The 13,822-nt window shown below is 60.5% G+C and carries 4 protein-coding genes; 1 reads left to right on the plus strand and 3 read right to left on the minus strand.

What is annotated here, in order from left to right:
• Nucleotides 1-70: 70 nt before the first annotated feature.
• The 3 genes from TU80_RS26980 to TU80_RS26990 are packed head-to-tail and all read right to left on the minus strand — an operon-like array spanning nt 71 to nt 4,989.
• Nucleotides 71-1,447 (minus strand): HlyD family type I secretion periplasmic adaptor subunit, encoded by a 1,377-nt coding sequence (locus TU80_RS26980; RefSeq protein ID WP_046385021.1) that lies wholly within the window; start codon nt 1,445-1,447, stop codon nt 71-73.
• Complete coding sequence (locus tag TU80_RS26985; RefSeq protein WP_046385020.1) at nt 1,437-3,590, minus strand: type I secretion system permease/ATPase; 2,154 nt, start codon at nt 3,588-3,590, stop codon at nt 1,437-1,439. The genes TU80_RS26980 and TU80_RS26985 overlap by 11 nt, the downstream gene beginning before the upstream one ends.
• Before the next feature lie 46 nt (nt 3,591-3,636).
• The gene (locus tag TU80_RS26990) at nt 3,637-4,989 is read right to left on the minus strand and encodes a TolC family outer membrane protein (protein WP_046385019.1); all 1,353 of its coding nucleotides are present in this window, start codon (nt 4,987-4,989) and stop codon (nt 3,637-3,639) included.
• Between the two features lie 347 nt (nt 4,990-5,336).
• Here TU80_RS26990 and TU80_RS26995 point away from each other — a divergent pair.
• A partial coding sequence (locus tag TU80_RS26995) for a retention module-containing protein (RefSeq protein ID WP_156422918.1) occupies nt 5,337-13,822 on the plus strand: 8,486 nt, incomplete at its 3' end.

Here is a 13,822-nt window from a genome sequence, read left to right on the forward strand (position 1 = left end):
TTTTGCGAAAACCCAAGTTTTCGCCCTTCGCCCTGCATTTACCTGCTTCTCCCGCAGCCAAATGCCCCGATCAGCGCTCGTGCATGGCCTCTGCGCGGGATTTGATGATTGGCTTGAGCAGGTAGCTCAAGATGCTCTTCTTGCCGGTGATGATGTCCACAGAGGCCACCATGCCGGGGATGATCAGCAGGGGTTTGTCGTCGGTGCCGAGGTGGCTGCGGTCGGTGCGCAGTTTGATGACGTAGAAGGTGTTTTTCTTCTCTTCATCCATCACGGTGTCGGCGCCGATCTGTTCGAGTTTGCCTTTGAGGCCGCCGTAGATGGTGTAGTCGTAGGCGGTGAATTTGATCATTGCTTCCTGGCCGGGGTGGAGGAAGGCGATGTCTTGCGGGCGGATCTTGGCTTCTACCAGCAAGGTGTCGTCCAGCGGTACGACTTCGGCGATGTCGCTGCCGGGCTGGATCACGCCGCCTACGGTGTTGACCAGCATTTGCTTGACGATACCGCGCACGGGGGAGGTGACCATGGTGCGGCTGACGCGGTCTTCCAGGCCTTTGGAGGTGGCTTGGGCCTTGCTCAGGTTGGTGCGCGCTTCGTTCAGTTGAGCCAGGGCTTCGCTGCGGAATTTGCCGCGGGTCTCGTCGATTTTGCGTTGCACTTCGTTGATGGCGGCCTGGGCGCGGGGGATGGCCAGGGTGGTGCCATCGAGCATGCCGCGGGTTTCCACTTCGGAGCGTTTGAGGCGCAGCACTTCTACCGGCGAGACCGCGCCCTGTTGGACCAGCGGTTCGGACATGCCGATCTCCTGGCGCAGCAGGTTCAGGCTGTTGCGGTATTGGTCCTGCTTGGAGGCGAATTCACGCAGTTCCTGCTGGCGTTGCAGCAGTTGTTGTTGCAGCCCGCCGATTTCGTCCGACAGTTGCTGGCGTCGGCTCAGGTACAGCGACTCTTCGTTCGAAGCCTGGTTGGGCACGGCTTTGCGCGCGTCTTCGGTAATGTTCAGCGGGCGATTTTCGACTTCGGCGCTGAGGCGCTCCACGCGCAGTTCCATGGCCACGCGGTCGGCTTCGGTTTCGCCGACGTTGGAGGCAAAGCGTGTGTCGTCCAGGCGTACCAGCGGCGCACCGGCGTCGACGATTTGCCCTTCATGCACGTAGATCTGGGCGACGATGCCGCCTTCCAGGTTCTGGATTTTCTGGATGCGCGAGGAGGGGATCGCCTTACCTTCGCCTTTGGTCACTTCATCGATGATCGCAAAGTGCGCCCACAGTATCAGGAACACGAAGAAGCCGATCACGCCCCAAATGGTCAGGCGCACGATGCGCGGGGCGTCGTCGACCAGGGCTTTTTCGACTTCGGGCAAGGGCTGGTCTTCGAGCGAGTCGGTGCCTCTGAAATAGCCGAAGATGACGTCTTTCAAGCGGCGTGGGCCGGATTTAAGCAACACTGATCTGCCCCTTTTTCAGCGCTTCCATGACGGCCGCTTTTGGACCGTCCGCGAGTATCTGGCCACGGTCGATCACCAGCAGGCGATCCACCAGGCTCAACAGCGAGGCGCGGTGGGTGACCAGAATCACCGTCTTGTTTTCGATCACCGACTGCAAGCGCTGTTTCAGGCGCTCTTCGCCGGTGTTGTCCATGGCGCTGGTCGGTTCGTCCAGCAGCAGGATCGGTGGGTTCAATAGCAATGCACGGGCGAGGGCGACGTTTTGTCGCTGGCCGCCGGAGAGGTTTTGCCCGCGTTCGCCCACTTGCAGTTCGTAACCTTGCGGATGCAGTCTGGCAAATTCATGCACGCCGGCCAGTTCTGCGGCTTGCAGCACCATTTCGTCGTCCACGTAGCGTGCGCCCGAGACGAGGTTGTCGCGCAAGGTGCCGGCCAGCAGTTGGATGTCCTGGGCCACGTAGCCGATGTTGTGGCGCAATTCGCTGACATCGATCTGGCGAATGTCCACGCCATCGACCAGCAACGAGCCCGAATCCGGCTGGTAAAGACCGACCAGCAGTTTGGCCAGCGAGCTTTTGCCCGAGCCGCTGCGCCCGATGATGCCGATCTTCTCGCCCGCCCGCACATTCAGGTTGATGCCGCGCAGCGCCAGGTTTTGTTGGTTCGGGTAGGTGAAGTCGACTTCGCGGAACGTCATCGCGCCTTGCAGCGCCTTGCGGCTGAGCGGGCGTTCGTCGTAGTTGCGTTCTTGCGGCAACTCCATCATCTGGTCGACCGAGACCATCGTCACCTTGGCTTGCTGGTAACGCGTCAGCAGCCCCGACAGTTGCGCCAACGGGCCCAGTGCGCGGCCGCTGAGCATGTAGCAGGCAACGAGGCCGCCCATGCTGAGGGCGCCATCAATGATCTGGTACACGCCGAAAATGATCATCGCCACGCCGGCCACTTGCTGGATCAGCAAGGTGATGTTCATGGCCAGGCCGGACAACACCTTGACCCGCAGTTCCAGGCGGCTGAGGGTGCCAATGGTCTGTTCCCATTGATACTGGCGCTCGCTTTCTGCGTTATTGACCTTGACCGCATCGAGCCCGGCGAGGGTTTCGATCAGGCTCGACTGACGCTCGGCGCCCAGGGCCATGGTGCGCTCCAGTGTCGCAGTCAGCGGTTTCTGGAGCATGTGGCCGATACCCAGGGCCAGCGGGAAGGCGATGATCGGAATCCACACCAGGTGGCCGCCGAGCATGGCGATCACCACCAGGATGATCAGGGTGAAGGGCAGGTCGATCAGGCTCGCGAGGGTCAGCGAGGTGAGGAAGTCGCGCATCCCCTGGAATTCATGGATGTTCTGCGCAAAGCTGCCGACCCGCGCCGGGCGCACTTTCATGGCCATGCCCACGATGCGCTCGAACAGCGTCGCGGAGATGATCAGGTCGGTTTTTTTGCCCGCCAGGTCCAGGCATAAACTGCGCAGGCTCTTGAGCAGCAGATCGAACAGGTACGCGCCGCAGATACCGATGGCCAGCATCCACAAGGTGGCGGTGGCCTGGTTGGGGACCACGCGGTCATACACGTTCATCACAAACAGTGGTGCGGCCAGGGCGATCAGGTTGATCACCAGGCTCGCGGCGATTGCGTCGGCGTAGAGCCAGCGCGAGCGCTTGAGGGTGTCTCGAAACCACGAGCGTGCGCGCGGGATCAGCGTGCCGCTGGTGATGTCAAATTTATGCTGCGGTTGGGCGAAAAATACCCGACCGCTGTAATCCTGACTCAAGGTTTCACGGCTGACCTGTACTTCGCCGCCGTCGCTTTCGCTGAGCAGCAGTCGCGCCGTGTCGCCTTCCCAGCCCAACAGCACCGCGCTGCGCCCTTCCTTGAGCAGCAGCATGGCGGGCAGTGCGATGGATGGAATCTGTTCCAGCTTGCGCTGCAGCAACCGCCCCTGCAAACCCGCCCGAGCGGCTGCACGCGGCAGCAGCTCGGCGCTCAGACGCTGGGCCGCGAGTGGCAGCCCAGTGGTCAGCATTGCGCGGCTGGCGGGTTTGTAATGCAGTGAGCAGAGTGTCAACAACCCGTCCAGCAAGGGGTCGTCATGCTGACTGCGCGGGTCATGGTTGAGTTGCGCCACACCTATTTCAGAATCCAAGCTGACTCTCTCTTACTGCAGTTGAGTGGTCCAACGCCGTCAAGAATCAGTTCATCCCTGGCAGGTTTACCGACGGTTTAATATCGTTCTGCACAACCGATGCCATCGGCGCTACCACGCCCTGACTTCTCAGCAGTTGGCCCATGTCGGCCTTGATTCGATACTGCGTGTAGATCTGCAGGTTTTTGATCTGCGCCAGACGCTGCTGAGCGGTGAACAGTTCATTCTCGCTGTCGAGCAAGTCGAGCAGTGTACGCTCACCGAGGCTGAACTGCTGTTGATACGAGGTACGTACTCGCGTGCTGCGGTCCACGTATTCCTGCGCGATCGGCACCTGCTGGGTGGCGTTGTTGTAGGCGTTCCACGCCAGGCCCAGCTCTTCGTTCAGCTGACGCAGGGCGTTGTTGCGGATGTCCAGCGCCTGGGAGGCCTGGGAAGCCTTGGACTGCAGGTTGGCCTTGTCGGTGCCGCCGTTGAACAGGTTGAACTGCATGTTCAGCATGGCGGAATAGCTGTTGTCATGGCCTGGGTCGCCGGCGATGTTGTCGTTGGCTGAACGTTGCAGTACCGCATCGAAGCGCGGGTAGAAGGTCGACTTGGCGGATTCGTACTGCTTTTCAGCGGCGGTGATATCCGATTCGGCAGAGCGCAATACCGGGCTGTCGGCAATCATCTGGCGGCGTGCGTCATCCAGGCTGGCTGGCAGCAAGGTAACGATGCCCGCTGGCTTTTCCAGTTGGTCAGGCTCTTGGCCGACAACGCTCATGTAGTTGGTATTGGCGTCAGCCAGGTTGGTCTGTTCGGTGATCAGGTTGTTTCGAGCCTGAGCCAGACGGGCTTCGGCCTGGTCCATGTCCGCCATTCTTCCGACGCCACGGCTGGTGCGCAATTTGATCTGGTCAAAAATGCGTTCGTGGCTTTTCAGGTTCTCTTCTGCCAGTTGCACCATCTCGCGACGGGTCAAGACATCCAGATAAACCTGGGCGACCGTCAGGGCGGTGCGCTCGGTCGTGTTGAGCAGCGCATAACCGCGGGAATTGGCGGTGGCTTGTTGGCGGCCTACTTCATTTTGGGTGCCAAAACCCTGGAACAGGTTTTGCTGCAGACGAATGGTCGATTCGCCGCGGTTCATGGTTTTCCAATCGTGGCTGTTGCTGGCCGCGCGGGTGGTGGTGTTGTCCGAGCTTTCACGGCCATAACCGCCCAGCAAGTCGACTTTAGGCAAGTAGCCGCCTTTGGCTGCGTCGACTTGGTAGTCAGCAGCAATGCGCGCATTGACACCCGCTTGGATCTCCGGATGGACTTCCACCGCTTTCTGCATCGCTTCCGTCAGCGTTTGAGCCTGTACGAAACTGGCGGCTAGAGCAAAAGGCAAAGCTTTGAATAAGTGCAAACGCATTGTGATTCTTCCCTGGGGATTGGTTGCCTGGAAAACCGCAACAAACTTGAAATAGTGCATTGGATTGGCAACCGAAATCACTGCTTGTCATGAGTGCTGGACGGTGCAAACAGAAAGTCGCGATGCCGTGTAAATATCAATGTGACATTACCGGGCGGATTGTTTAGGATGGCGCCAAATAGGTCAATACCTTGACGGAAAAGTAATTCGTCGAGCAAAACACCAAAATATTGACGCCAAATTTTTTACATGGGTTTAACGTACTCCAGCTATTGAATCGGCACTAGAGAGAAAGGCCGGTCTCCATGATGGATGCCCCCTGAACGGTAATACACGGAGAGTCTTTTATGAGCAGCGTTGCGGTCGTCAAAAGCATTGTCGGTCAAGTGTTTGCGGTATCCCCGGAAGGGATTCGTCGCCTGCTGGTAGAAGGGGATCGTTTGTTTGCAGGGGAGCAGGTGGAAACCGGTCCTGCCGGCTCCGTGTCGCTGGAGCTTGCCGATGGCCGCACCCTTGACCTGGGGCGCGACACGCAATGGAGCGCGAACACGCCTGACTCAGTGACCGACCTGAGTGCCGCCACTGCCCAGGAAGCACCCTCCGTTGCCGAACTGCAGCAAGCCATCGCTGCCGGTGCCGACCCGACCCAAGACCTTGAAGCCACAGCTGCCGGCCCGACTGCCGCTGGCGCGGACGGCGCCGTGGGTGGCGGCCACAGCTTTGTCGTGCTGGACGCCACCGCAGGCACGGTTGACCCTACCATCGGTTATCCGACGAACGGCTTGAATGCCGCCGATGCCGCGACCAGCCTGTTCACCGCCGCTACCAATAACAGCCTCGATCCGCGCAGCGTCACCATCACCTTGACTGCCACGCCGAGCATCACCGAAGCCGGCGGCGTCGTGGTTTACACCGTGTTTGTCACCCAGGCGCCGACCAGTGACCTGACCGTCACCTTGTCCAACGGCTTGTCTGTCGTGGTCCTCGCCGGCCAGACCGCGGGCGCGCTGAACGTCACGTTCGCGGGCAATGACACGCCTTACCTGGATGCCTCGTCGATCTCCGCCACCATCACCGGCACGTCCGGCGGCGGCAACCTGATCATCACCACCGACCCGGCGCCGGCCGTTACGCAGATCAATGACACCATCGACACCACCACCGTCACGCTGAGCGCGAACGCGTCGGTCGATGAGGGCGGCAAGATCGTTTATACCGCGACCGTGAACAACGCCGCGCAGACCGACGTCACCATCACGCTGTCCAACAACACCACCATCACCATCGAAGCCGGTAAAACCACGGGCACCGTCAGCGTCGATACGCCGGCAAACCTGGCCGATGGCAAAGACCTGAGCGTCAGCGCCACCATCACCGGTGCAAGCGGCGGTAACTACGAAAACCTGGCGATCAACCCGGAAGCCGCCACTACCACCGTGATCGCTGTCGACAACCCGAGCGTGCTGGTCGCAGACACCAACACGGTTGCCGAGGAGCAGGTCGCCACTGGCAACGTGCTGAGCAATGACAGCGACATCGACAACGTGCTGACCGTCGCGACGTTCACCGTTGGCGGTACCACGTATAACGCAGGCCAAACCGCCATTGTCGAAGGTGTCGGTACCGTCACCATCGGTGCGGATGGTGCGTATGCGTTTACCCCGGTCAAGGATTACAACGGTGAAGTGCCGCAAATCGGCTACACCACCAATACCGGTTCGAGCAGCACGCTGGACGTGACGGTGACGCCGGTTAACGACGCGCCGGTGGCAGTGGTGGTTGCAGCGAACGGAGCTGAAGATCCGGCCCAGGGCATTGCGGTCAAACTGAGTGCGACCGATGGGGATGGTTTGGCGAACGTGAAATCGTTCACTGTCGGCACGCCAACCAATGGCACGTTCTACACCGACGCGGCCATGACCAAACCGGTGACCGGCTCGATCGACGCGGTCAACGGCGAAGCCACGATTTACTTCAAGCCGAACGAAAACTTCAACGGCACCGCGAATTTCACCTATACCGCGACCGACAGCGGCAACGCTGACGGCAGCAACCCGCTGACCTCTGCTCCGGCTAACGGCACTGTCACTGTGACGGCGGTCAACGATGCACCAGAAGCGATCGCGACCACTGCAACCGGGACTGAAGATCCAAGCGTAGGCATTGCGGTCAAGCTGAGCGCGACCGATGTGGATGGCCTGGCGAACGTGAAATCGTTCACCGTCGGCGAGTCGGCCAACGGCACGTTCTACACCGACGCTGCCATGACCAAGCCGGTGACTGGCGCGATTGACGCGGTCAATGGCGAAGCCACCGTGTACTTCAAGCCGAACGAAAACTTCAACGGCACCGCGAACTTCACCTACACCGCGACCGACAGTGGCAACGCTGACGGCAGCAACCCGCTGACCTCTGCGCCGGCTAACGGCACTGTCACTGTGACGGCGGTCAACGATGCGCCTGAGGCTGTGGCGACCACTGCGACGGGCTCTGAAGATTCGGCCCAGGGTATTGAAGTCAAGCTTTCGGCCACCGACGTAGACGGCGTGGACAACGTGAAATCGTTCACTGTCGGCACGCCAACCAATGGCACGTTCTACACCGATGCTGCCATGACCAAACCGGTGACTGGCTCGATTGATGCGGTCAACGGCGAAGCGACTGTTTACTTCAAGCCAAACGAAAACTTCAACGGCACCGCGAATTTCACTTATACCGCGACCGACAGCGGCAACGCTGACGGCAGCAACCCGCTGACTTCGACCCCAGCCAACGGCACCATCACTGTCACTGCGGTGAACGATGCGCCGGTGGCTGTGGCGACCACTGCGACCGGTTCTGAAGATCCGGCCCAGGGCATCGAAGTCAAGCTTTCGGCCACTGATATCGATGGCGTGGAGAACGTGAAATCGTTCACCGTCGGCACGCCTACCAACGGCACGTTCTACACCGATGCGGCCATGACCAAGCCGGTAACCGGCTCGATCGACGCGGTCAACGGCGAAGCCACGGTTTACTTCAAACCGAACGAAAACTTCAACGGCACGGCGAACTTCACCTACACCGCGACCGACAGCGGCAATGCTGATGGCACCAACCCGCTGACTTCTACTCCGGCCAACGGCACTATCACCGTGACTGCGGTCAACGATGCGCCAGAAGCTGTCGCCACTACCGCGACCGGTTCTGAAGATCCGGCCCAGGGCATCGAAGTCAAGCTTTCGGCCACTGATATCGATGGCGTGGAGAACGTGAAATCGTTCACCGTCGGCACGCCAACCAATGGCACGTTCTACACCGATGCTGCCATGACCAAGCCGGTAACCGGCTCGATCGACGCGGTCAACGGCGAAGCCACGGTTTACTTCAAACCGAACGAAAACTTCAACGGCACCGCAAACTTCACCTACACCGCGACCGACAGCGGCAATGCTGACGGCACCAACCCGCTGACGTCTACTCCGGCCAACGGCACCATCACCGTGACTGCGGTCAACGACGCGCCGGTTGCCGCACCGACCACCGCAACGGGTTCCGAAGATCCGGTTCAAGGCATCGAAGTCAAACTGAGCGCGACCGACGTAGATGGCGTGACAGACGTGAAATCGTTCACCGTCGGCACGCCTACCAATGGCACGTTCTACACCGATGCGGCGATGACCAAACCGGTGACCGGCGCTATTGATGCGGTCAATGGCGAAGCCACGGTTTACTTCAAGCCAAATGAAAACTTCAACGGCACCGCGAACTTCACCTACACCGCCACCGACGGCGGTATTGCTGACGGCGGCAGCCCGCTGACCTCTGCGCCTGCCAACGGCACTATCACCGTGACCCCGGTCAACGATGCACCAGTGGCTGCGGCCACTACCGCAACGGGTGCTGAAGATCCAAGCGTAGGTATCGCGGTCAAACTGAGCGCGACGGACGTAGACGGCGTGGCGGACGTGAAATCGTTCACTGTCGGCACGCCTACCAACGGCACGTTCTACACCGACGCCGCCATGACCAAACCGGTGACCGGCTCGATCGACGCCGTCAACGGCGAAGCCACCGTTTACTTCAAGCCAAATGAAAACTTCAACGGCACCGCGAACTTCACCTACACCGCGACCGACGGCGGTATTGCTGACGGCGGCAGCCCGCTGACCTCGGCTCCGGCCAACGGCACCATCACCGTGACTCCGGTCAACGATGCACCGGTCGCCGCACCGACCACCGCAACGGGTTCTGAAGATCCGGTTCAAGGCATCGAAGTCAAACTGAGCGCGACCGACGTAGATGGCGTGACAGACGTGAAATCGTTCACCGTCGGCACCCCAACCAACGGCACGTTCTACACCGACGCCGCCATGACCAAGCCAGTGACTGGCTCGATTGACGCAGTCAACGGCGAAGCCACCGTTTACTTCAAGCCAAACGAAAACTTCAACGGCACCGCGAACTTCACCTACACCGCGACCGACGGCGGTATCGCTGACGGCGGCAGCCCGCTGACCTCGGCTCCGGCCAACGGCACCATCACCGTGACTCCGGTCAACGATGCGCCGGTCGCCGCACCGACCACCGCAACGGGTTCCGAAGATCCGGTTCAAGGCATCGAAGTCAAACTGAGCGCCACCGACGTAGACGGCGTGGCAGACGTGAAATCCTTCACCGTCGGCACCCCAACCAACGGCACCTTCTACACCGACGCGGCCATGACCAAGCCGGTAACCGGCTCGATCGACGCGGTCAACGGTGAAGCCACCGTTTACTTCAAGCCAAACGAAAACTTCAACGGCACCGCGAACTTCACCTACACCGCCACCGACGGCGGCATTGCTGGCGGCGGCAGCCCGCTGACCTCGGCTCCAGCCAACGGCACCATCACCGTGACTGCGGTGAACGACGCTCCGGTACTGGGCAACGCCTCGACCAACGCATTCGGCGACACCTATATTGAAGGCAAGCCTGGCGGCTACGTGGCGGCGAACCTGACCGTCAGCGACGTCGACAACAACACCCTGCAAAGCGCCAAAGTCACACTCGTCAACCACCTGGCAGACGATGTACTGATCGCAGATGTCAGCAACACCAAAATTGCAGTCAGCTACGACAAGGCCACGGGCATCTTGACCTTGTCCGGTGAGGCCTCCACGGCTGAGTACCAGGAAGTCCTGCGTTCGGTACACTTCGCCAGCGAAAGCGAGAACCCGGACCCGGCCAATCGCACCCTGACCATCACCGTCAACGACGGCCAGCTGGATTCGGCGCCTGTCACCTCCGTGGTGTACGTGGTTCCGGTGAACGATCCGCCTGAGGTCAAGTTCGACAGCACCACATTCACTGAGCAAAAAGACGCAGTCGCGCTGGTCGAAAACCTGACCATCAAAGACGTCGACAACACCACCTTCAGCAAAGTCGTGGTCACCGTCGACCACCTGGCTGCAGGTGATTTGCTCAGCAATACCGATGTGCTCAAGGCCCTGGCCGTTGCCGGGATCACCATCACCCAGAGCGGCAGCGCCGCCGACGGGAAAATCGTCTACACCCTCACCAGCGACTCGAAGGCCGGCAGCAGCGCCGCCGACTTCGTCAAACTGGTTGAAGCCATCACCTTCCAGAGCCCGGGCAATAACCCTGTCGGTACCGATCGTACCGTCACCATCGATGTGACTGACAACGGTGGCGGCAACCTGGATCGCGAACCGCCGGAAACCGGCAGCGCCACTGGCAAGGTCACTATCGACCTGTTCAACGACGCCCCGACTGCATCGGCCGACAACACCACCGCCGATGAAGACCATACCGCCAAGATCGTGCTGGACGGCAAGGATGTGGACGGTACCGTCTCCAGCTTTGTCATCACCACCTTGCCGGAAAATGGCAAGCTGTACAGCGATGCCACGCTGCAAACCGAACTCAAAGTCGGCGACTCGGTGCCAGCGGGTGCCGACGGCAAAGCCGCGGTTTACTTCGCCCCGACCGGCGACTGGAGCGGCAAAACCGAGGTGACGTTCACTGCGGTCGACAACGGCGGTAAATCGAGCGCCGTAACGACGGCCGACATCACGATCGCGCCGGTTACCGACACTCCGCACCTGGGCCTGCTCGGCGGCGGCCCTGTGACCTCGATCAACTTCGACAGCGCCAACCTCAATGGTTCGTGGGGCATCGTCGGGGTAAATGACGCCAACAACGCGCCTGTCAGTGGCACCCCGAGCACTCCGTGGCTCACGGGGAATGCCGGCGGCCAAGTCGAAATCGGCCAAAGCAGCAACTACGGCGTAGAGACCCCAGGCAACAGCCAGGTCATCGAGCTTGAGAAAAACGCCGGCGACGACTCCAGCCTGTACACCATCATCAAGGCAGAAGCCGGCACGGCGTACACCATCTCGGTCGACTACTCGCCGCGTGCGGGTGCCGAGAACAATTCGGTGATCGACGTATTCTGGGGCGGCGTCAAAGTCGGCACCCTGGATACCACCACCGTCGGCATGAAGACTTACACCTTCGTCGTGCCGGTCACTGCTGACGGCGATGCCAAACTCGAGTTCAAAGCCCCGGCCGGGGATGCAAACAACTCGTTGGGCGGCGTGCTGGACAACATCAACGTCACCCAGGTGCTGAACACCGGCCTGGAAGACCATGCGATCAAGCTGTCGACCATCGACGCATACGCCACCGACAAGGATGGCTCCGAGACGCTCAAGCTGGAAGTCGGTGGCATACCGCTCAACGCGACCATCTCCGATGGCACGCCGGGCCACACCTTCACCGCGACGGCTGGCAATCAAAGCGTCGACATCAGCAATTGGAACAAGGCCACCCTGGTCTTCACCCCGGCGGAAAACGCCAACGGCCTGGTGAACCTCACCGTCACCGCCACCGCGCAGGACGGCACGGCTGATCCGAAGTCCGAGTCGATTACCCTGCCGATCAACGTGATTGCCGTTAACGATGCACCAGAAGCTATCGCGACTACCGCGACCGGTTCCGAAGATCCGGTTCAAGGTATCGAAGTCAAACTTTCGGCTACTGATATCGATGGCGTGGAGAACGTGAAATCGTTCGCGGTTGGTACGTCGACCAACGGTACGTTCTATACCGATGCGGCGATGACCAAACCGGTGACTGGCTCGATCGACGCCATCAACGGCGAAGCCACGGTTTACTTCAAGCCAAATGCGAACTTCAACGGCACGGCGAACTTCACCTATACCGCCACCGACAGTGGCAATGCTGACGGCAGCAACCCGCTGACCTCGGCGCCTGCCAATGGCACCATCACTGTGACTGCGGTGAACGATGCGCCGGTTGCCGCACCGACCACTGCAACGGGTTCTGAAGATCCGGTCCAGGGTATCGAAGTTAAGCTTTCGGCCACTGACGTAGACGGTGTGGCGGACGTGAAATCGTTCACCGTCGGCACGCCAACCAACGGCACGTTCTACACCGATGCGGCGATGACCAAGCCAGTGACCGGCGCTATTGATGCGGTCAACGGCGAAGCGACCGTTTACTTCAAGCCGAACGCGAACTTCAACGGCACGGCGAACTTCACCTACACCGCCACTGACGGCGGTATCGCTGACGGCGGCAGCCCGCTGACCTCCGCGCCTGCTAACGGCACTATCACCGTGACCCCGGTCAACGATGCGCCTGTGGCTGTGACCACTACCGCAACCGGTGCTGAAGATCCAAGCGTAGGTATCGCGGTCAAACTGTCCGCCACCGACGTAGATGGAGTGGCAGACGTGAAATCCTTCACCGTCGGCACGCCAACCAATGGCACGTTCTACACCGATGCGGCCATGACCAAACCGGTGACCGGTTCCATTGACGCGGTCAACGGCGAAGCGACCGTTTACTTCAAGCCGAACGCGAACTTCAACGGCACCGCGAACTTCACTTACACCGCGACCGACGGCGGTATCGCTGACGGCGGTAGCCCGCTGACCTCCGCGCCTGCTAACGGCACTATCACCGTGACCCCGGTCAACGATGCGCCTGTGGCTGTGACCACTACCGCAACCGGTGCTGAAGACCCAAGCGTAGGTATCGCGGTCAAGCTGAGCGCGACCGACGTAGATGGCGTGGCAGACGTGAAATCCTTCACCGTCGGCACGCCAACCAATGGCACCTTCTACACCGACGCGGCCATGACCAAGCCAGTGACTGGCTCGATCGACGCAGTCAACGGTGAAGCGACTGTTTACTTCAAGCCAAACGAAAACTTCAACGGCACCGCCAACTTCACCTACACCGCCACAGACGGCGGTATCGCTGACGGCGGTAGCCCGCTGACCTCTGCGCCTGCCAACGGCACCATCACCGTGACCCCGGTCAACGATGCGCCAGTGGCTGTGACCACTACCGCGACCGGTGCTGAAGATCCAAGCGTAGGTATCGCGGTCAAACTGAGCGCGACCGACGTAGACGGGGTGGCAGACGTGAAATCCTTCACCGTCGGCACGCCAACCAATGGCACGTTCTACACCGATGCGGCCATGACCAAACCGGTGACCGGTTCCATTGACGCGGTCAACGGCGAAGCGACCGTTTACTTCAAGCCGAACGCGAACTTCAACGGCACCGCGAACTTCACTTACACCGCGACCGACGGCGGTATCGCTGACGGCGGTAGCCCGCTGACCTCCGCGCCTGCTAACGGCACTATCACCGTGACCCCGGTCAACGATGCGCCTGTGGCTGTGACCACTACCGCAACCGGTGCTGAAGATCCAAGCGTAGGTATCGCGGTCAAACTGTCCGCCACCGACGTAGATGGCGTGGCAGACGTGAAATCCTTCACCGTCGGCACGCCAACCAATGGCACGTTCTACACCGA

This window comes from Pseudomonas veronii (assembly GCF_001439695.1).
Lineage (GTDB): Bacteria > Pseudomonadota > Gammaproteobacteria > Pseudomonadales > Pseudomonadaceae > Aquipseudomonas > Aquipseudomonas veronii.

Excerpts from the sequence above, each read along its gene's own strand:
- TU80_RS26990 (WP_046385019.1), bottom strand. The coding sequence starts at position 4,989 with ATGCGTTTGCACTTATTCAAAGCTTTGCCTTTTGCTCTAGCCGCCAGT.